The sequence below is a fragment of the Arthrobacter sp. PvP023 genome, assembly GCF_017832975.1.
Classification (GTDB): domain Bacteria; phylum Actinomycetota; class Actinomycetes; order Actinomycetales; family Micrococcaceae; genus Arthrobacter.
In genome coordinates this window covers 1,540,410-1,561,341 of the sequence record NZ_JAFIBI010000001.1, presented here as the reverse complement: position 1 = coordinate 1,561,341, position 20,932 = coordinate 1,540,410, and the positions used below count along the sequence as shown (strand labels likewise).

The 20,932-nt window shown below is 67.5% G+C and carries 13 protein-coding genes; 12 read left to right on the top strand and 1 reads right to left on the bottom strand.

What is annotated here, in order from left to right:
- Positions 1-629 precede the first annotated feature (629 nt).
- The 12 genes from JOE31_RS07160 (at position 630) to JOE31_RS07105 (ending at position 19,319) form a co-directional block, all read left to right on the top strand.
- Positions 630-860 (top strand): hypothetical protein, encoded by a 231-nt coding sequence (locus tag JOE31_RS07160; protein WP_209742916.1) that lies wholly within the window; start codon positions 630-632, stop codon positions 858-860.
- Positions 861-1,029: 169 nt separating this feature from the next.
- Positions 1,030-11,589 (top strand): non-ribosomal peptide synthetase, encoded by a 10,560-nt coding sequence (locus JOE31_RS07155; protein WP_209742914.1) that lies wholly within the window; start codon positions 1,030-1,032, stop codon positions 11,587-11,589.
- Positions 11,590-11,653: 64 nt separating this feature from the next.
- The gene (locus JOE31_RS07150) at positions 11,654-11,866 is read left to right on the top strand and encodes an MbtH family protein (RefSeq protein ID WP_011692929.1); all 213 of its coding nucleotides are present in this window, start codon (positions 11,654-11,656) and stop codon (positions 11,864-11,866) included.
- The gene (locus JOE31_RS07145; RefSeq protein ID WP_209742912.1) at positions 11,863-12,837 is read left to right on the top strand and encodes an ATP-binding cassette domain-containing protein; all 975 of its coding nucleotides are present in this window, start codon (positions 11,863-11,865) and stop codon (positions 12,835-12,837) included. Before JOE31_RS07150 ends, JOE31_RS07145 begins: the two co-directional genes overlap by 4 nt.
- Entirely contained in the window at positions 12,834-13,634 is an 801-nt protein-coding gene (locus tag JOE31_RS07140) for an ABC transporter permease (protein WP_011692931.1), read from the top strand. The genes JOE31_RS07145 and JOE31_RS07140 overlap by 4 nt, the downstream gene beginning before the upstream one ends.
- Positions 13,631-14,422, top strand: coding sequence for a 4'-phosphopantetheinyl transferase superfamily protein (locus JOE31_RS21820; RefSeq protein ID WP_209742909.1), 792 nt, complete (start codon positions 13,631-13,633; stop codon positions 14,420-14,422). The genes JOE31_RS07140 and JOE31_RS21820 overlap by 4 nt, the downstream gene beginning before the upstream one ends.
- Positions 14,423-14,438: 16 nt before the next feature.
- Positions 14,439-15,668 (top strand): MFS transporter, encoded by a 1,230-nt coding sequence (locus JOE31_RS07130; protein ID WP_209742907.1) that lies wholly within the window; start codon positions 14,439-14,441, stop codon positions 15,666-15,668.
- Entirely contained in the window at positions 15,665-16,345 is a 681-nt protein-coding gene (locus JOE31_RS07125; protein ID WP_209742905.1) for a FadR/GntR family transcriptional regulator, read from the top strand. Before JOE31_RS07130 ends, JOE31_RS07125 begins: the two co-directional genes overlap by 4 nt.
- A gap of 123 nt (positions 16,346-16,468) precedes the next feature.
- Positions 16,469-17,644 carry an AI-2E family transporter gene (locus JOE31_RS07120; RefSeq protein ID WP_245199040.1) on the top strand — a complete coding sequence of 392 codons (1,176 nt, stop codon included), beginning with the start codon at positions 16,469-16,471 and terminating at the stop codon, positions 17,642-17,644.
- A gap of 53 nt (positions 17,645-17,697) precedes the next feature.
- Entirely contained in the window at positions 17,698-17,988 is a 291-nt protein-coding gene (locus JOE31_RS07115) for a hypothetical protein (RefSeq protein ID WP_245199037.1), read from the top strand.
- 2 nt (positions 17,989-17,990) lie between these two features.
- The gene (locus tag JOE31_RS07110; RefSeq protein WP_209742902.1) at positions 17,991-18,818 is read left to right on the top strand and encodes a DUF1206 domain-containing protein; all 828 of its coding nucleotides are present in this window, start codon (positions 17,991-17,993) and stop codon (positions 18,816-18,818) included.
- 42 nt (positions 18,819-18,860) lie between these two features.
- Positions 18,861-19,319 (top strand): SRPBCC family protein, encoded by a 459-nt coding sequence (locus tag JOE31_RS07105; RefSeq protein WP_209742900.1) that lies wholly within the window; start codon positions 18,861-18,863, stop codon positions 19,317-19,319.
- Between the two features lie 98 nt (positions 19,320-19,417).
- On the opposite strand, the gene JOE31_RS07100 is transcribed toward JOE31_RS07105, so the two are convergent.
- On the bottom strand, positions 19,418-20,881 hold the full coding sequence (locus JOE31_RS07100; RefSeq protein ID WP_209742898.1) for an FAD-dependent oxidoreductase: 1,464 nt from the start codon (positions 20,879-20,881) through the stop codon (positions 19,418-19,420).
- Positions 20,882-20,932 lie beyond the last annotated feature (51 nt).

Sequence of the window (20,932 nt, the reverse complement as noted above, 5' to 3'; positions counted from 1 at the left end):
AGCAGTGACCAGCGTGACCTTGATGTCCGCGGCACGGGCACCAACTCCAGCAGATTGGCGGACGAATGTTCTGTGGGGCACTGACTCTGCTGGCGCAGGCGCCGTGGTGGCCTCCGCAGTAGGCACCGCAGGCTCAGTTGTGGCCGCCGGAGCAGGCACCGCAGGCTCAGTAGTGGCCGCCGGAGCAGGCACCGCAGGCTCAGTAGTGGCCGCCGGAGCAGGCACCGCAGGCTCAGTAGTGGCTATCGCTGCAGGAAGCCCGGAGACGCATAGGACGGAGACTGCGGCCACGACGCCAGCGGCGCGTTTGAAGTGTGAGGTGATAATAGGCATTGGCCACTCCCGGCAAGACTAACGGTTGACTCTGCGGAAGGACTCCCCCAGAACTGCCAGTGGTGGCGTGGACCCCCAAGCCCTGCACCGACATTCGAATGGTAAGGCCATAAGGCATATTTGTGAACACTGTGCACTTCAGTCACATCAACCACAGTGGGTGTTTGGCCACTAGGCGGAAGTCGGAAACTTTCGACAGACGGCACGCCCCCATCCGGGGGCCGTTCAGATCCGAATTGCTTCATGGCGCCTTTTGGCGCGTGGAAACTGGACAGCTATCTAACTGGAGATGACACGTGAACAAGAACCTCAGGACTTCAACCCGGATCGCCGCAGGATCGGCCCTTGCCATTGCGGCCTTCACCTTCACTGCCATGCCGGCCCAGGCCGCGCTGATCGACGGCCCTCTCGTCGAGGGCACCCTCATCAACGGTCCGCTGGTTGACGGTCCGCTCGTGGAGACCGGCGAGACGAGTCCCTTCCAGTTCGGCCAGACCGGCCCGTTCCAATTCGGGCAGTTCCAGTAGCCTTCCCCTGACGCGGGGGTAGGGCGGCCCGACTGCCGGCCTGCCCCCCGGCCATCCTTACCCCGTTCCACCACCCCTCCTGAAAATCCCCCTGCCTGTGCTCACAGCCGGGGTCCTATCGGCGTGCCCTGATTCGGTCGCGCGGCCCCTCGAGACACCGAGAAGGAACATGAACCCGAACTCCTTGAATGCCCGGTCATCCGCTGCTGAAGGAAGGCTGGACCTGACGGCGGCGCAGCGCGGCATCTGGTACGCGCAGAAACTCGCGCCGCAGAATCCGATGTACCAGATCGGCCAGTTCGTCGAAATCGACGGGCCGTTGGAGGCGGACGTCCTGGCCAGGGCGGTAGCGTGCGCGGTCAGTGAAACCGACGCCCTCAACGTGGCATTCGGCGAGGACTCTTCCGGCCCCTTCCAGTATCCGCGCTCCAACCGTTCCGGCCTGGTGGTCACCGACTTGAGCGGGACGAACGACGGCGGCAACCGGTCCGGCGGCAACCTCGGCGAGAGCGCCGCCCGGGAACTTATGGACTCTGACCTTGCCATGCCGAGGGACGTTGCGGCCGACGAACTGCTGCACACGGAACTCATCACACTCTCGGAGACCAAGCACTTCTTCTACCAGCGTGTCCACCACCTGCTGCTGGACGGATACTCCGCGGTGCTGGTCCTCAAGCGGGTGGCAGAGCTGTACAACAGCCTCCTCGGTCGGGACAGCGAGGCTACCGCCCCCGCCATCTTCGGGTCTTTGTCTGAGCTAGTGGACACGGAGAACGGGTATGCCGGCTCCCCCGATGCCGACGGCGACCGCAGCTACTGGGAAGAGCAGTTGCGTGGCGCTGCCGCCCCGGCGGGCCTGGCCGGCCAGCCCCAAGGAACCGCACGCTCGCTGATTCGCGCCGTCAGGGCCCTCCCCCGGGAAACCGCTGCGGCGGTGGAGGCTGCCGCTGCCTCGGCACCGGCACTGGTACTCACCGCAGCCTCGCTCTACGTGCACCGCATCACCGGCGAGCGCGATGTGTCCCTGGCACTGCCGGTGACCGCACGGCGCGGCAAGCTGGCGAAATCCACGCCGTCCATGCTGTCCAACATCGTTCCGATCCGGATGGGCATCGCGCCCGGCGCCAGCGTCGGAGAAACCATCACCGCCATGGGCGCCAAACTGCGCGGGGCACTCATCCACCAGCGGTTCCGCTACGAGAACCTTGCGGCACAGTCAGGCTATGTTGGCCCGTCGGTGAACATTCTTCCGGCATTGGATGCCATTTCCTTTGGCCCCGCCCGCGGAACCATGAACATCCTCTCCACCGGCCCCATCGACGACCTCTCCATCATCGTTCACGGCCTCGGCCCGGGAGGCGGAGTGACGGTACAGTTCGAGGCCAATGCCGAGCTCTACACCGCGGCGCAGCTGGAACAGCACCTCGACCGCTTCGTTCGGATACTCGGGGCCGTGGCCACCCGGCCCCACGCGACCATGGCGTCGATGCCGGTCACCACCGCCGAGGAGGAGCGCTTGCTCCTCGCGGCCGGCGATGCCGGGGACGCCGCCCTCCCAGGCCATACGATCGTGGAAGAGTTCCAGCTCAACGCCCGGCACTCCGGAGACCGGACCGCCGTCGTGGCTCCCGACGGCGAGCTGACCTTCGCTGAGCTGGAGCGTCGCTCCAACCAGCTGGCCAGGTTCCTGAAAGGGCACGGGGCCGGCCCCGGCAAAACCGTGGCCGTGCGGCTGGACCGCAGCGTGCTCCTTCCGGTCGCGCTCCTTGCGGTCCTCAAATCCGGCGCGGCCTACCTCCCCCTGGACCCCGACTATCCCGCGGGACGTGTTGAGGGGATGCTGGAGGACGCATCGCCGGTCCGCCTGCTGACCTCGGCCGCCTTCACGGGAAGCGCCGCGAGCCATGAAGAGCCGGAGACCAGCGTTCCGGTCACCGTCCTGGACTCGGCCCTGATGGTGTCTTGCCTCGACGGCAAAGACCCGTCGGCGCCGGAACCCTCGGCCGGGCAGCACGACCTTGCCTACGTCATCTTCACTTCGGGCTCCACCGGGCGGCCAAAGGGCGTCGGCGTGGGACATCTTGCGCTCCTGAACCTTTACACCTCCCACCGGGACAACATCTTTGCGCCGGCGGAGCAGCGGCTCGGCCGGAAACTGAAGGTTTCGCACACCGCCGGTTTGTCCTTCGACGCCTCGTGGGACCCCATCCTGTGGCTCATCGCAGGCCATGAACTCCATGTGGTGGACAACCTCACCCGCCGCGACCCGGAGGACCTCAGCCGGTACCTGTCGGCCACCGGCATCGACTCGATCGAAACCACCCCGTCCTTCGCCAAGGTGCTGCTTTCCGGCGGCCTCTTCGACCAGGGGACCCACCCGACGGTGGTGGCCCTTGGCGGCGAAGCCGTGGACGCGTCGCTGTGGAGCACGCTGGCGGAAAAGAACGGCGTGGTGGCCTACAACTTCTACGGCCCCACCGAGACCACCGTGGACTCACTCACCGCGGTCATGGAACCCGGCACCGAACCCACTTTGGGTGATTCTGTGGCCAACAGCCGCCACTACATCCTGGACTCTGGCCTGAACCCGGTGCCCGTGAACGCCATCGGCGAGCTGTATGTGGCAGGCATCAACCTGGCACGCGGCTACGTTGACCAGCCGGGCCTGAGCGCCGAACGCTTCGTGGCCGACCCCTTCGTGCCGGACGGCTCCCGGATGTACCGCACCGGCGACGTCGTCCGGCGGCTCCCTGACGGAACCCTTGAGTTTAGGGGCCGCATGGATGCGCAGGTGAAGATCCGGGGATTCCGGATCGAGCTCGCCGAAATCGAGGAAGCCCTGCGCGGCCTGGCCGGCGTTGATCAGGCTGCGGTCACTGTGTCCAAGAACCGGGCGGGCTACGACCAACTGCTGGGCTTCGTCACGCCGGCCGGCGGGCTGGAGGATGAACTGGACGTGGCGGAACTTCGGCGCCAGGTCCGCAGGCAGCTTCCCGATTACATGGTGCCCGCCTCCATCGTGCAGATCACTGCCATACCGCTGACCCCCAACGGCAAACTGGACACCCGCGCCCTGCCGGCCGCGGCCCGGGAAACAGCCGTCAGCTCGCCCCGCAACGAACGCGAACGGCTCGTGGCGGACGCCTTCAAGGAAGTTCTGGGACTCGACGCCGTCGGGCTGGATGACGACTTCTTTGAACTCGGCGGCCACTCCTTGCTGGCCACCAGGCTCGTGGCCCACCTGCGTGATACCGCCGGCGTGGCGCCGGCGCTGCGCACGGTGTTTGAGCATCCCACGGTCACTTCACTGGCGGAGACGCTGGAACTGGCAGCAGCCAACGCCCACCCGCTCACGCCAACGGAACGTCCCGCAGCAATGCCGCTGTCCTTTGCCCAGCGCCGGCTGTGGTTCTTGAACCGCTTCGATCCCGAGTCGGGCGCCTACAACATCCCGGTTGTCCTCGACCTGAAGGGCCGGCTGGAGGTCTCCGCGCTCCACCGGGCAATCAACGATGTTGCGGCCCAGCATGAAACCCTCCGAACGCTCTTCCCCCTTGCCGACGGCGAACCCGTCCAGCAGGTCCTTCCCGCCGGCGAGCGGCCAGTGGACCTGCTGGGTGTCCAGTGCACCGCCGGGGCACTCGCCGACGCCGTGGCGGCCGAAACCCGCCGTGGCTTCGACGTGGCCCGGGAGCTGCCCATCCGGGCGGTCCTCTTCCAGCTGGCCCCGGACCATCACGTGCTGGCTATTACGCTCCACCACATCGCCGCGGATGGCTGGTCCCTGGCGCCATTGGCGCGAAGCCTCTCCGTGGCCTACAACGGCCATGTGTCCGGTCACGGCGCCCTGCTCCCGCCGCTCCCGGTCCAGTATGCCGACTACACGCTCTGGCAGCGCGACGAACTTGGCAGCGAAGAAGACCCGGACAGCCCCATCTCCCGGCAGCTGGAATTCTGGGCAAGGGAGCTCAAAGGCGCACCGGAGGAACTCCGGCTTCCCTTCGACTTCGCCCGCGGCGCGCAGCCCGCGGGCGAACCGGCTTCGTCGGTTCCGCTAGCGCTGTCAGCCGAAACAGCAAACCGGCTCAACCAGGTGGCCCGGGAACACAATGCCAGCCTGTTCATGGTGCTGCAGGCAGCGCTGGCAGCACTGCTCACCAAGGCAGGCGCCGGCGAGGACATTCCCCTGGGCACCCCCGTTGCCGGACGGACGGACACGCAGCTCAACGAACTCGTGGGCTTCTTCGTGAACACGCTGGTGCTGCGGACCACCACGTCCGGGAACCCCACGGCGGCGGAGCTGGTGGAAAGCGTCAGGTACACCAACCTGCACGCGTACGCCAACCAGGACGCACCGTTTGAACGCGTGGTGGAAGAACTCAACCCCGCCAGATCCCAGCACCGGCACCCGCTGTTCCAGGTGATGCTCACGCTGCAGAACAATGCGCCTGCGGGGTTGTCCATGGACGGCCTCGAGGCCAGCGCAGACGCCAGCCACGAGCCGGGCGGGGCGAAGTTCGACCTTCTGCTGGACCTTGCTGAGGAAGCGCACGACGGCGGCATCCGGGGTGCCCTCGCGTACAACCCGGCGCTGTTCGCCCGGGCCACTGCCGAACAGCTTGCGGCCGGTTTCCGGGCGGTTGCGGAGCAGTTCGCCGCTAATCCCGGCATCACCTTGGACCGATTGCAGGTCCAGTCACCCGGCCAGCTAGCACGCGTGATGGAGCAGAGTCGCGGCGTCCAGGCAGCCTCCCCGTGGAATACGGTCCTGGACGCCTTCCAGGACACCCTTGAACGGACACCGGACGCGCCGGCCCTCACGGACGGCTGCGGACCGGCTGCCACGTTCAGCCAGCTGCACTCACGGGTGAAGTCACTGGCCAAGGGCCTGGTGGCGTCCGGCGTGGAGCCCGGAGACCGGGTGGCGGTGGCCCTGCCGCGATCGTCCGACGTCGTTGCTGCCGCTCTGGCCGTACTGGCCGCCGGCGCGGTGTATCTCCCCGTCGATCTCTCCTATCCGGCTGCACGGATCCGCATCATCCTCGAAGACGGCGGCCCCGCCGTCATCATTGCTGCTGCCGGGGACCACGCCGCTGAGTTTCACGGCAAAGGCGCGGAAGGTCCCCGGATTCTCGACGTCGACGCCCTCCTGCAGGCCGGCGCGGGAGTCCCGGATGCCACGCTGGCCGGGCGGTACCCCGACGCCGATGATCTCGCCTACGTGCTCTACACCTCCGGTTCCACCGGCCGGCCCAAGGGGGTTGCCGTGGCGCACAGCGCCCTTGCCAACCTCTTCAGCCACCACCACCGGACTCTGTTTGCCCCGCGGCTGGCGGCGGCCGGTGCAGAACCGGTGGCGGTGGCCCACATCGCCGGGCTCGGCTTCGACGCCGCGTGGGATCCGATGCTCTGGATGATCGCCGGCGCCGAGCTGCATGTGGTGGGCGACCACATCCGCAGCGATGCCGAAGCCCTCGCCCGGTACTGCGTTTCCCACGGAATCGACGTACTGGAAACGACTCCCTCCTACGCAGCCCAGCTGCTGCAATGCGGCCTGCTGGATACGCCGCAGGCACACCCCCTGCTTCTTGCCCTGGGCGGTGAAGCAGTCAGCCCGGAACTATGGCAGCAGCTGGCCTCCACAGCGGGCGTGGAGGCGTACAACTTCTACGGCCCCACCGAATTCACGGTGGACTCCGCGACGGCCCGCATCACCGGCGCAACACCCACTATCGGCCGCGGCATCGGCAACACCGACGCCTATGTGCTGGACCAGTTCCTGGCCCCGGTTCCGGCCGGCGTGCCAGGCGAGCTGTACCTCGCGGGGCCCGGCATGGCACGCGGCTACAATCAGCGCCCCGGCGAGACCGCCGCGCGATTCGTGGCCAACCCCTTCGCTGCCGACGGCAGCCGGATGTACCGCACCGGCGATCTGGTCCGGAGAGCCGCGGACGGGTCGCTGGAATTCCTGTCCCGCACCGACGATCAGGTCAAAGTCCGAGGCTTCAGGATCGAACTGGGCGAAATCGAGGCAGCCGTGGCGTCCCACCCGGACGTGGCCCGGGCCGTGGCCGTGGCCGACGGTGATCCCGCCCATCGCGTGGTTGCCTATTACACGGGTGCGGCCAGCCCGGCGGAATTGCGCAGCGTGGCCAGTGAAAAACTGCCGGACTACATGGTGCCCGCCGTGTTCATGAACGTGCCCGCCATCCCGCTCACGGCCCATGGCAAACTGGACCGGAAGGCGCTGCCTGCGCCGGCGTCGGACACGGGTACCGGACAGGGTGCCGCACCGGCGACGGCGGACGAGCGCACCATGTGCGGAATCTTTGGCGAAGTGCTGGGTGCCGACAACGTGACGATGGGCGACGACTTCTTCGTGCTCGGCGGGCACTCCTTGCTGGCCATCACCATCATGGGCCGGATCCGTGAGGCCTTCGGCACTGAACTGCCGCTGCGGACCCTCTTCGACCGGCCCACCCCCGGGGGGCTGCTGGCAGCCATCCGCCAGCAGAGCGGCATGGCGGCCGGTCCGGTTACAACGCGTCCGGTCACGGCTACTGACGGCGTCCCACCCGCCGTCCACGAAGGAGACTTGCAACCACTGGCGGAGTGGCTGGACAGCGGGTCCGCGGTCCGGCCTGAGCGGCTGGTCCTTTCTTTTGCCCAGCAGCGCATGTGGTTCCTCAACCAGCTGGATCCGGGATCCTCCGACTACAACATTTCCCTCGCCGTGCGCCTGGGCGGGGAGCTGGACGAACGGGCCCTGGCTGCTGCTGTCAGCATGCTGTTCAGCCGGCACGAGATATTGCGGACCCTCTACCCCGCCACGGAAGGCGTGCCGGAGCAGCTGATCCTTGAACCGGATACCGATCCGCGGGCCGTTGGGCGGCTTGAAATCACCGACTCGGACTCCGAGGCCGGGGTCACGGCCCTGCTGCGGCAGGACGCCGAACGTGGCTTCGACGTCCGGTCCGAGCTTCCGCTGCGGACACGGCTGATCCGAACCGGATCCGCCGGCGCCGGCGGGGCCGGAACAGGCGAATGGGTCCTCCACCTGGTGATGCACCATATTGCAAGCGATGGCGCGTCCTTGGCGCCGCTGGTCCGGGACCTGTCGGTTGCCTACCAGTCCGCCCTTGCCGGACATTCCGGTCCGCCGCTGGCTCCACTGCCGCTGCAGTACGCGGACTTCAGCGCCTGGCAGCGGCAGCAGCTGGACCGAGGAGCTGCCGCCGGCCCGGACGCCAGTTTCGGAGCATCCGCCATGGCACCCAAGGTGGAGCACTGGCGGCGCACGCTGGCCGGCATTCCGGCGGAACTTATGCTCCCGGCGGACCGCCGGCGTCCCCGCGAAGCGCGCCAGCCTGGAGGCCAGCTGTCATTCCGGCTGCAACCCGCGGCCGTGGACGGGCTCAACAGCTTGGCGGCGTCGGTCAATGCGAGCCAGTTTATGGCCCTGCACGCCGGCCTGGCCGCCTTCCTGCACCGCACGGGCTGCGGTGACGATCTGGTCATTGGTTCCCCCACGGCGGGGCGGACAGATCCGGCGCTGAACGATCTGGTGGGCTTCTTCGTCAACACCCTGCCGCTGCGCGTCGGTGCGGACGGAGACCCGAGCCTGCGGAGCATGGTCTCGCGCTCCCGGGAAAGCATCCTGGCTGCGTTCGACAACGACGTACCCTTCGAGCGGCTCGTTGAGGCCGTCAATCCGGACCGCGAACTGGGCCGCCATCCGCTGTTCCAGACAATGCTCACCGTGGACAGCGAGGCACCGGCGGTTCCGCAGCTGCCCGGCGTCGTGGTCACGCCCGTGCCGGAGACGGCCTCAGCCGAGGCCAAGTTCGATCTCTCCTTCACCTTCAGGCCGGACGCCGGAGACGGCCTGGCCGGCACCCTCGATTACAACGCTGCCATGTTCGACGAGGCGACGGTCCGGCGAATGGTGCACAGCTTCGGCCGGTTCATCGGGCTCGCCGCCGCGTCCCCCGACACGCCCTTGTCGCTGCTGCCCCTGCTTGAGGACCATGAGGCCCGCGCCCTGATGACGTCCACCGCCAATCCCGCCGTCACCGCCGGCAAGCAGGCGGAAGGCATCTTGTCCGCCCTGGCACAGACGGTGGCTGCAACGCCCGCCGCCACCGCGGTGTCTGCGGACGGGAAGACCCTGACGTTTGCGGAGCTGGCCGCCTCCGCTTCACGGATCGCCGCTGCCCTGACGGCCGGGGGCGTCGGCAGCGGGGATGTGGTTTCCGTGATGCTCCCCCGCTCCCCGGGCACTGTTGAAAGCATGTTCGGCGTCATGGCCGCGGGCGCCGCCTACAACCCCATCGACACGGAATATCCGGACGACCGCGTGGCCGCCATCTTCGAGGACGCGGCTCCCCCGGTGATCGTCACCACCAGGGCCGTGGCAGGGCGGGTCCGGCAGATCATTGCGTCACTCCCCGGGGCCGGTCCGCGGCTGGTCCTGCTGGAGGAGCTCGCAGGCGCCCCGCAGGCTGCCAAAGGACCCGGCCCGGGACCCGACAACGAACCGTCAGCCGCCGTGTTTGCCCGGCCCGGCCCCCGCGACATGGCATACGTGATGTTCACGTCAGGCTCCACGGGCCGGCCAAAGGGTGTCGAAGTCAGCCATGGCGCCCTCGCGTCGCTTCTTGCATCGCACCGGGACACGTTGCTGGCAGACACCGGTGGCCCGCGGCGCGTGGCCCACACCACCGGGGTGGGCTTCGACGCATCCTGGGATCCGATCCTCTGGATGGTAGACGGCCACGAGCTGCACCTGATCGACGACGCAACGCGCCGGGATTCCGAGCGGCTCGCCGCCTACTTCGCCGAGCACGGAATCTCCGTCTGGGAGAGCACCCCCGGCTACCTTCGCCAGCTGCTCGGCGAGCCCGCTTTCACCGCGCTCCTGGACGCGCGCGCTGCCGCTGCGGATCCGTTCCGCCTCGCCCTGGGCGGAGAGGCGTTCGACGCCGGGCTGTGGGGCACCGTTTCCGCGCACCCGGGCCTTGAGGCGTGGAACCTCTACGGCCCCACCGAGGCCACGGTGGACACGGTGCTTGCCAGGGTGGGCGACACATCCGCGCCTGTGCTCGGACAGCCGACGGCGGCCACCCGGCTGTACGTCCTCGACGCCAGGTTGCAGCATGTCGCGGCCGGCGCGGCGGGCGAACTCTACGTCGCCGGCCCCCAGCTGGCCCGGGGCTACCGGGGCCGGCCGGACCTGACATCCGAACGATTCGTGGCCGACCCCTTCGCCGGCCGCGGCGAACGCATGTACCGCACCGGCGACGTGGTGTACCGGCATGCCGACGGCAGGCTGGTGTTTGCCGGCCGCAACGACGACCAGCTGAAGATCCGCGGCTTCCGGGTGGAACCGGGTGAAGTGGAGCGTGCGGTGCGCAGCGCCGAAGGCGTTCAGGAGGCGGTGGTTCGCGCAGCGGTGAACGACTCCGGCACCCGCCTCGTCGCGTACGTCGTCCCCGCGAACAGTTCGGCCCAGGCCGAGGCTGAGCTCTCCGACGTCGTCAGAACGCACGTTCGCGGGCTCCTGCCCGATTACATGGTGCCGTCCGCCGTCGTCGTCCTCGACAAAATCCCGCTGACCCAGCACGGCAAGGTGGACGCGTCCGCGCTGCCGGACCCGGGCCGGCCCGAACGCAGCGGAGGAAAGGCGCCGCGGAATCCGAAGGAAAAAACGGTGGCGCGGATCTTCGCCGAGGTGCTGTCCCTGGACCGCGCCGGAGTGGACGAGTCGTTCTTCGAACTGGGCGGGCATTCCTTCCTGGCCCAGCCGCTGATCGCCAAGGTCAACGCCGCGCTGGGGACATCGCTCCAGGTGCAGTCGCTGTTCCGCTCCCCGACGGTTGAGGGCCTGCTCCGTGAAGCCGCGCAAGGCGGGGAGGAGAGCACGGCGGACAGCCTGAAGCAGCTGTTGCCGCTGCGCACTGCCGGCTCCAAGCCGCCGCTCTTCGCCGTGCACCCTGCTTCGGGCATTGGCTGGGGATACGCCTCCATGCTGGGCCGGCTGGACCCTGAACGGCCCCTCATCGGGCTGCAGATGCCGGGAATGGAGCCGGGCCGGACCCATCGTGTGGCTGCTTCCACCCTGACGGAACTCGCGGACGACTACATTGCCCGGCTGAGGTCAGTCCAGCCCGAAGGCCCATACCACCTGATGGGGTGGTCCTTCGGCGGACATTTGGTCCACCGGGTGGCCACCAGGCTTCAAGCACTGGGCCAGGAGGTGGCCTTCCTCGCCATCCTCGATGCCTTCCCCGGCAACCAGGAACATAATGCGGACGTCGGGACCGGACCTGCCCTGTGGGCAAGCTACCTCGCGGCGCAGGGCTTCGAGCTGACGCCGTTGGAGGCCGCAAACCTCGACGGAGTGCGGGCACTGGAGATACTCCGGGAGAACCACAATCCGCTGGGAAACGTTCCGCTGGATTCGGTGAACGCCATGGTGGAGAACTTCCCGGACCTCGCGCGCCTGATCCGCGGCCAGGAACCCGAAGTTTTCAACGGCGACCTGCTGTTCTTCCGGGCCACCCTGGACGTCCCGGAGGGGACTCCGGGGACCGATGCCTGGCAGCCCTTCATCACCGGGGCCGTCACCGATGTGGCCGTGGAAGAGCGCCACTCGCAGATGCTAAGTGACGCGGCTCTCAGTGTGATTGTGCCCGAAATAGCAATCCGGCTGGACGTCTCCACCGAATAACCAGTGATGCCTCCGATCCACGAGAGAGGCCTTCCGAACGCCAGAACCGACCAGAAAGTTCAACGTGACGAACCCATTCGATGATAAATCCGCCATGTTCTCAGTGCTCGTCAACGAGTACCAGCAGCACTCCCTCTGGCCGACGTTCGCGACCGTACCGCAGGGGTGGGTCACCATGTTCGGGCCTGACAGCCGCGAAGCATGCCTGGACTACGTTTCCCGGAGCTGGACCGACATGGCTCCGCGAAAAGTCGCCGAGCTCGCCGCGTCGCATTGATCCGCGTCGAGAACGTCAGCAAGAGCTTCGGTAGCTTCAAGGCACTGGACGGCCTCACCCTGACGGCAGGCGAAGGGACTGTCCTGGGGCTGCTCGGACCCAACGGCTCCGGTAAGACAACCACGGTCAAAGTCCTCACCACCCTGCTGGCGCCGGACGCCGGGGACGCGCGTGTGGCAGGCCATTCGGTGCTGACCCATCCTGACCTGGTTCGCCGGAGCCTGGGCCTGTCCGGCCAGTACGCCGCCGTTGATGAAAAGCTCACAGCTTACGAAAACCTGCACATGGTGGGGCGCCTCTACGGCATGAACCGCCGTAATGCCTCGGCCAGGGCCCACGAACTGCTCGCCAGTTTCAGGCTCACCGACGTGGCCGGAAAGCGCTCCGGAACGTTCTCCGGCGGCATGCGGCGGCGCCTGGACCTCGCCGGTGCAATCGTGGCCAGGCCCAAGGTGGTGGTGCTTGATGAGCCCACCACCGGGCTGGACCCGCGCGGCAGGCTCGATACCTGGGACGTCGTGTCCAGCCTCGTGGCGGACGGCACCACCGTCCTGCTGACCACCCAGTACCTGGAGGAAGCGGACCGGCTTGCCGACCACATTGCCGTCATCAACCACGGCCGCGTCATCGCGGAGGGAACGGCGACGGAACTAAAGCAGGGCGCCGGCGCGGAACGCATCGACGTCGTCATGCGCCATGCCGCGGACCTGCCCGCGGCCGTCGCGGTAATGGCCCGCGCCGCCGGTCCGGACGCCGGTCCGGACCTTGATCCGCAGAACCGCTCCGTTTCCGTGGCTGCTCCCGGCGGCCACCGCTTGCTGGTCCAAGTCCTTTCCGAACTCGATGCAGCATCGCTCGTGGTCGAGGAAGCGTCGTTGCGCCGCCCCAGCTTGGACGACGTGTTCCTGCAGCTGACCGGCCAGCACTCAACCCGGAACGCTTCACCCGGGAAGTTGGAGGTTTCCGCATGAGCGCAATTACCGCCGCGGCACGGGACAGTTCCGTCATTGCCCGCCGCAATCTCATCAACGTCTTGCGTACCCCCGGCGCGCTGGTCACAGGCATCGTGCAGCCCGTCATGTTCGTCCTCCTGCTGGGCTTTGTGTTCGGCGGTGCCCTGGGCGGGGACCAGTACCGCAGCTTCCTGATCGGCGGCATCCTGGCGCAGACGCTCACCTTCAATGCATCCTTCACGGCCGTCTACCTCGCCAAGGACCTGCAACTGGGACTGATCGATCGGTTCCGGTCCCTTCCAATGTCCCGGGTGGCGGTGATCCTGGGGCGCACCACCTCGGACCTATCCACCAGTGTCCTGTCGGTGGTGGTCACCCTGCTCTGCGGACTGGCGATCGGCTGGCGGATCACCACCGGCCCGGGGCCGGCCCTGGCGGCACTGGCCATCCTGCTGCTTTTCGCGTTCGCTGTGTCCTGGATCGGGGCAGTCATTGCCCTCACCGCGAGGAGCGTGGAGGTAGCCCAAAGCCTGGGCCTGGTGTGGCTCTTCCCCGTCACATTCGTCTCCGGCGCCTTCGTGTCCGTCACGTCTCTGCCCGGCCCGCTGCGGTTGATTGCAGAGTGGAATCCCGTGACGGCCGTAGCCACGGCCGCCCGTGAACTCTTCGGCAACACGGCACCGGCCGGATTCGGCGTGGCCACCGGGTGGCCGGCGGAGAACGCCGTGCTCTACTCGGTCCTCTGCAGCCTGGCCATCATCGGGGTCTTTGCGCCGCTGGCCATCGGGCAGTACCGCCGCATCAGCAAGCGGTGACTGGTCAGGACACGGTGAACGCGCACGACGGCGGGCCTGCCGACAGCGTCACCTTCCTCGCCGTTGCATCGGCTGAGGCCGCCTCCGCCTGTGGCCCCTTCGGAGGTCTCCAGGTGTTCCTTAGTCCAGGCGAAATAGCCGCGTCCCGGCGTTTCCGGCGGACGGAAGACCAGACGGATTACCAAGCGTCTCATGCGCTATTCCGCCTGCTGGCGGCCTGGTCGCTGGGTTTGAGCCCCCGGGAAGCCCCCGCTCTCCCTATAGCCCGGCGCTGCGGCGGCTGCGGCGGGACGGACCACGGCAAGCCGTCAGTCCCGGGCGTTTGCCTCAGCCTCTCACGCAGCCATGGCGCCGTGATGGTGGCGGCCGGTCCTGAGGGGAGCATTCTGGGAGCCGACATCGAACGCTTGCCGGAACAGGTCTTCGACGGTTTCGATGACTTCACTGCTGCGCCGTCCGAACGGGCCCTGCTGCGCTCGGCGAGCGTGACGGACCGGATGCTGCTATGGGTGGCGAAGGAAGCCGTACTCAAGGCCGCGGGTGTCGGCCTGGCCGTGGAGCCGTCATCCGTGGCGCTTGCATTCAACGGCGGGACCCACGGCTCCCGCCGAACCGGTTTGCGGACAGCAGTCTGCCCCGGGCAGCCTGAGATCCACGGCCTGGAGGTCCGGCCCGTGACCGCTCCGCCGGGCTATGTTGCTGCCGTGTCGTCGGGGGCACGCTTGCCGGCGCACCGTTTGAGTCTGCCGGAGATGTTTGCCACATCTTTGCAGACATCAAACGTCTAACGTCTAATGTTTAAGCATGGCAACCACGACGACGGCACCTCCCGGAACTGACACCTCTCCCGCCGCCACGGCCGGTGCAGCCCGGCCGCGCGCCGTCGTCGTCCTCGGAATCATTGCCGTGGTGCTGATCGGACTCAACCTCCGCGCCGGCATCACCGGAGCCTCCGCCCTCCTCCACGACCTCCAGGAAGTCCTGGGCTACGGGGCGTTCATCGCTGCCGTTATCCCGTCCGTGCCAACCCTGTGTTTCGCGGTTGCCGGTGCGGCCACGTCCTGGCTGACGCGGCGGATGGGCGTGGAGAAGGCGATCCTGCTCGCGCTGGGAATGCTGGCCGCCGGACTCCTGCTGCGCGGCATCCCGTCGACGGGCATGCTCCTGGCCGGGACGGTGGTGGGGATGTCCGGGCTCGCCGTCTGCAACGTGGCCATGCCGTCGTTCATCAGGGAGCACTACGCGCACCGCACATCCCTCATGACTGCTCTCTACACGGTCACCATGACCACGGGCGCCACGGTCACCGCCGTACTGGTGGTTCCGGTGGCGCAGCTCCTGGGCTCGGCCTCGGCGGGTCTTGGCGCCATCGGCCTGCTGTCCGTCGCAGCCTTCCTGGGCTTCCTGCCGGTGGCACTCCACGCACACCGGAATGCCACCCCGGACCGGGGCACCAATATTTCCCCGTGGCCGCTCCTGCGGACCCGCAAGGGCGCCCTGCTCACCGCGATTTTCACGCTCCAGGCACTCCTCGCCTACGCCGTGCTCAGCTGGTTCCCGTACATGCTCACCACCACCGGACTGACGGCTAGCGACAGCGGGCTGATGTTCGGACTGATGCAGCTGGTCTCCGTCCCGGCCGGCATGGTGCTGATCGCCATCGGGTCCCGGCCGCGGATGCTGCGCCCGGCCTTCTACCTCGCCAGCGTCACCATGCTCTTCGGCGTGGCCGCCCTGATGCTGCTGCCTGCCACGCTCGCCGCCGTCCCGGCAGTGCTGCTGGGGTTCGGCTTGGGCATCTTCCCGCTGGTCATGGTGATGATCAGCCGCAGCGGGCGCACGACGGCGGAAACCACCGCCATGTCCACGCTGGCACAGTCGGTGGGCTACCTGCTCGCCACGGCCGGCCCGTTCGGCATGGGCCTGCTGCACAGTGCCACGGGCGGCTGGACGGTACCCTTGGTGTTGCTGCTCGCCATCGCCCTGGCCCAGATCGTGGTGGGGCACCTACTGACGGCAAGGACCCGGCCATGACCCTCACAGCTTCGCACCGGCCCGTACTGGCCGACGAAATCACGGACAAGCTCCGCGGGATGATCCACTCCGGTGAATGGCAGCTGCAGCAGAAGATCCCCGCCGAACCCGAGCTGATGGCCCGGCTGGGCGTCTCCCGGGGCACCCTCCGCGAGGCCATCAAGGCACTGGCCCACGGCGGAATGCTGGAAGTCCGCCGCGGCGACGGCACCTATGTCCGGGCAACCAGCGAGATCTCCGGCGCGGCGCAGCGCATGTACAAGGACCACACCCAGGAACACATCCTCGAGGTCCGCATCGGCCTGGACACGCAGGCGGCGCGGCTGGCAGCCCGCAACGCCAAACCGGAACATATTGCCGCTATGACGGCGCTGCTCACGGACCGCCGCGACGCCTGGAACTCCGAGGACTACGCCGCTTGGGCCCGCGCCGACTGGGATTTCCACGTGCTGGTGGCGCAGGCCTCCGGGAATCCGCTGCTGCACGAGCTGTACGTCAGTTTCGGCGGCGTGTTCCACGCGGACCTGCTTCGCCAGCAGCGCCGCAGCGGCTTCAACGGGCTCCCTGACGAAGGGCACGGCGAGCTGGTGGAAGCCATCGAAGCGCACGATGAAGCCGCGGCCGTGGACAGCGTCAACCGGAACCTGAACTCCTGCGCGGAGTGGCTCGGAGTGTAGGGACTGCGGCCGATCAGCGGGAGGCCCGGTAAATCAGTAGGCTTAGTTGCTTGGGGAGCCCCGATACTGGCCTCGGCCGGCCTGGGCGCCCCGTTCTTGCACGCTGACGAATTGGAGTACCCCTTGGCCAGATCAGTCGACATCACTGTGGACGGTAAACGCCCGGACCCCTGGGCGGACGGCTTGGGCAGGGTGGGCGTTCGCTCGGCCCAGATCCTGCTGGTCCTCACCGTGGTAGTGGTCTCCGTCTTCGCGCTGCTGCAGATCCGGCTGCTGGTCATTCCCGTGCTGATCGCCCTGATCCTGGCGGCCGCCATCGCACCGTTCGTCAACCTCCTGAAGCGCCGGGGCCTGCCCGGCTCAGCGGCAACGGCGGTTGCTTTCGTGGCCCTGCTTGCCGTGCTGGCCGGCGTCACCACAGTCATTGTGGCCTCCATCCGCAGCCAGTGGGGCGAACTGGTAAGCCAGGCATCGTCCGGCCTGGACGAGCTGCAGTCCTTCCTGCTCAACGGCCCCCTTCCCGTGGACGGCGAGCAGATCGAACAGGCCCGCGCAGCCATCGTGGACTTTGCCGCCAGCAGCCAGGTCCGCTCCGGAGCCATCACCGGACTGTCCGTCATCACCGAGTTCCTTGCCGGGGCAAGCCTGATGGTGGTCATCCTTTTCTTCTTCCTCAAAGACGGGACAGGTATCTGGAATTTCTTCCTGCGGCCCTACACCGGCGCCCGCGAGGCCAAGCTGCGCCGCTCGGGTGCACGCACCATTCAGGTCCTGGGCGATTACGTGCGCGGGACGGCCATCGTCGCACTGGTGGACACCCTGGCAATCGGCACTGCGCTGCTGATCCTGCAGGTTCCGCTGGCCATCCCGCTGGCCATCATCGTCTTCATCGGCGCCTTCGTCCCGATCGTGGGCGCCACCGTGGCGGGTATCCTCGCCGCCCTGGTGGCGCTGGTAGCCAATGGTCCCGTCGTCGCGCTGGTTGTGGTGATCGTGGTCATCGCCGTCAACCAGCTCGAGGGCAACCTGCTTCAACCCGTGGTGATGGGCAAGTCCCTGCAGTTGCATGCCCTGGTGATCCTGCTGGCCTTGACTGCGGGAACCATCCTCGCCGGCATCATCGGCGCCGTACTCTCCGTTCCGCTGGCCGCCGTGGTCTGGGCGATCATCCAGGTTTGGACTACTGACGGCAAGGAACAAGGGCCTGCGAACTCCGCGGACGCCAAGGAACCCACCGCTCCGGCTGACGCGGGAAGCTCCGGGAGCCTGGAAACCGAAGTGGCGGCACCGGGACGATAGTAAGCACCCTTAGCAATATCTTGGTAGGGTGGATGATGCGTAAAATCAGCGATATGAACGGATCCGGAACGCTTTTCGGTTGGGCATTTGGTGATCTCTCACGGTCCGGAGATGAGGCGTATCTGGACGAACTGCGCCGCGACGCCCTCGCCAACGCCACCCAGGATGCCGCCTCCCGCGGCTTCGGCGTCGAGGAGGGCACCGAAACCTACACGGTGATCAACCCGGGCGAAACCTTGGCGGATGTCCACACGGCACCGGAGCAGCTCATAGTCCGCTGCACCGTGAAACTAACCGGCCCGGGCGCCGACCAGGTCCACGCCGAAGGCCCCATGAACGGCTAGCGATGGCAGATGAAGACACGGCCATCGGCGAAGCCGCCGATGCGGCCGAAGCGGTGTCGAACACCAAGGCGCTGGACGTCGTCGCGCGTTCCGGTTTTGCCGTCATGGCCGTGCTTCACATCGTGATCGGGGCCATCGCCATCGCCTTGGCACTCGGCAAGCCCGGGCAGGCCGAGCCGACGGGAGCCATCGAGCAGCTCGCCGCGAATCCGTGGGGTCCCGCTGTGATGTGGGCGGGGCTGATCGGCTGTGCGGGCCTGGCGCTATGGCAGCTCAGCGAAGCCACCCTCCGGGCCCGACACCTCCCGCCAGGCCAGCGGCTCGGCAAGCTGATCTCATCCGGTTTCCTCGCTGTGGCCTACGGCAGCGTGGGGCTCACCTTTGCTGGGTTCGCGGTTGGAATGCGCGGCGACTCGGGCGATTCCACGAGGGACTTCAGCACGGCCGTGGTGCGCGGACCCCTGGGGATTCCGGCACTGATCGCGCTGGGGCTGACCGTGATCGGCGTCGGAATCTATTTCATCGTCAAGGGCGTCCGGAAGCAGTTCAAAGAGGAACTGCACCATTTCGAAGGCTCCCGGCGCGGACGCATGATCAGCGCGCTGGGCGTTGCCGGGCATGTCGCCAAAGGCGTCGCCCTGATCCTGGCGGGACTGCTGTTCGTGGTGGCAGCCGCCACCAACCGCCCCGGCGAATCAACCGGGCTGGACGGCAGCCTCAAGGCACTGCGGGACCACCCCGCGGGGCCGTATCTCCTGACTGCCATCGCGGCGGGCCTCATCAGCTACGGGTTGTTCGCCCTGGTCCGGGCCAGATTTGGCCGCATGTAGGCTGGCACAACCGAGCACGGAGCACAGAAAGCGAGCACACAAATGGCTACTGTTTCCAAGAGTTTCCTCACACCTCCGGCCGACGTCTGGAACGTCATCGCCGACGGCTGGCTCTACTCGGGCTGGGTGGTGGGCGCGTCAAGGATCAGGGATGTGGACGCACTGTGGCCCGCTGCCGACGCGGTGCTGCACCACTCAGTGGGAGCGTGGCCGCTGCTGATCAACGACAAAACCACAGTGACGGCGTCGGATCCGGGCAAGTCCATCGAGCTGATTGCACGGGGCTGGCCCCTGGGAGAGGCCAAGGTGGTGATCACGCTGGAGCCGGAGGAAACCGGGTGCAAGGTGACCATCGCCGAGGACGCCACCAAAGGCCCGGGCCGGAAGATCCCCAAGTTCATCCGCGACCCGCTGATCTCGGTCCGGAACACCGAAACGCTGAACCGGCTGGAGCTCATGGCCTCGGGCGGCGCGGGGAGCTCGGGCGGCGCGGGGGCTTAAGCCAAAGCGCGAACTGGCAGCTAATGACGTCAACCGCGTGGTGTGCGGTCATTAGCTGCCGGTTCGCGCTAAAGGGTTCGCGCTTAAGAAGGGTGCGGCTAGACCTGAGCGGCCACTCCGTCGCGGGAGATGGACACCATGTCCTCGCGCGGCACAACCTTGACCCGCTCGCGGGCAACCTCCACGCCGTGCGATCCGGTCTCGGTGGCCTTTTCGCCGAGGGCGCGCTCGTGTGCGTCCAGGGCCAGCCAGCCTTCCCAACTGGTGTACTTCACGCCGCGGTCTTCCAGGAGTTCGACGACGGCGTCCGGCGCCGGTGATGCGGCGAGCGGCAAGTTCGCACGGTCTTCCAGCAGGTAGGTCACGGTCTCCAGGGCGTCGCCCTTGGTGTGGCCGATCAGGCCCACCGGTCCGCGCTTGATCCAGCCGGTGGCGTAGATGCCCGGCACGTGGGTGCCGGCAGCGTCCAGGACGCGGCCGCCGTCGTTCGGTACAACACCCTTCTTGTGGTCGAACTCGACCTCCGGGAGGGCGGAACCGAAGTAGCCGATCGCGCGGTACACGGCCTGGACCGGGTAGTCCACGAACTCGCCGGTGCCGCGGGCGTTGCCCGTGCCGTCCAGCTCGGTGCGCTCAAACTTGATGCCGGCAACGCGGCCGGGGGTCTCGGCGTCGTCGTACACCTCAACCGGGCTGTGCAGGAAGTGCAGGTGCAGGCGGCGGGAGGCCGTGAGCTCGGAAAGGTCCTCGGGCTGCTCAGCGATCCAGTTGGTGAGGGTGCCCACCATGGTCTTGGTCTGGTTGTTGCTCTGGACCTGGCGGTCGGATTCCTCGTCGAACTCGAAGTCCTCCGGGTACAGGATGATGTCCACGTCCTTGGAGTGGGCCAGCTCGCGCAGTTCCAGCGGGGTGAACTTCACCTGGGCCGGGCCGCGGCGGCCGAAGACGTGCACATCCGTGACGGGCGAGGACTTCAGGCCGGCGTAGACGTTGTCCGGGATCTCGGAGACCAGCAGGTCGTCGGCGTGCTTGGAGAGCATGCGGGCCACGTCCAGTGCCACGTTGCCGTTGCCGATCACGGCGATTTCCTTGGCATCCAGCGGCCATTCGCGGGACACGTCGGGGTGTCCGTCGTACCAGGACACGAAGTCGGCGCCGCCGTAGGAGCCCTCGAGTTCGATGCCCGGGATGTTCAGGTCCGCGTCCTTGATGGCGCCGGTGGCGAAGATGACGGCGTCGTAGTGGGTGCGCAGGTCCTCGATGGAGAGGTCCGTGCCGTAATCAACGTTGCCGAAGAAGCGGATGTCGCCGCGGTCCAGGACCTTGTGCAGCGCGTTGACGATGCCCTTGATGCGCGGGTGGTCCGGGGCCACGCCGTAACGGATCAGGCCGTAGGGCGCCGGGTAGCGGTCAAAGAGGTCGATGCTCACGGTCAGCTCGCCGCTCTTGACGGCTTCGCTCTTGGTGAGGATGTCGGCGGCGTACACGCCGGCGGGGCCGGAACCCACGACGGCGACCCGGAGCGGGCGGGCGGCAGAACCTACGGTGGTGCTAGTTGACACGGCTGTGTTCCTTTTTTTCTGTCACGGCCCAACTGACTCGCACTTAACGTC

Coding starts and splice junctions, on each gene's coding strand:
- JOE31_RS07125 (WP_209742905.1), top strand. CDS start 15,665: ATGACCCTCACAGCTTCGCACCGGCCCGTACTGGCCGACGAAATCACG.
- JOE31_RS07110 (WP_209742902.1), top strand. CDS start 17,991: ATGGCAGATGAAGACACGGCCATCGGCGAAGCCGCCGATGCGGCCGAA.
- JOE31_RS07140 (WP_011692931.1), top strand. CDS start 12,834: ATGAGCGCAATTACCGCCGCGGCACGGGACAGTTCCGTCATTGCCCGC.
- JOE31_RS07155 (WP_209742914.1), top strand. CDS start 1,030: ATGAACCCGAACTCCTTGAATGCCCGGTCATCCGCTGCTGAAGGAAGG.
- JOE31_RS07130 (WP_209742907.1), top strand. CDS start 14,439: ATGGCAACCACGACGACGGCACCTCCCGGAACTGACACCTCTCCCGCC.
- JOE31_RS07105 (WP_209742900.1), top strand. CDS start 18,861: ATGGCTACTGTTTCCAAGAGTTTCCTCACACCTCCGGCCGACGTCTGG.
- JOE31_RS07115 (WP_245199037.1), top strand. CDS start 17,698: ATGAACGGATCCGGAACGCTTTTCGGTTGGGCATTTGGTGATCTCTCA.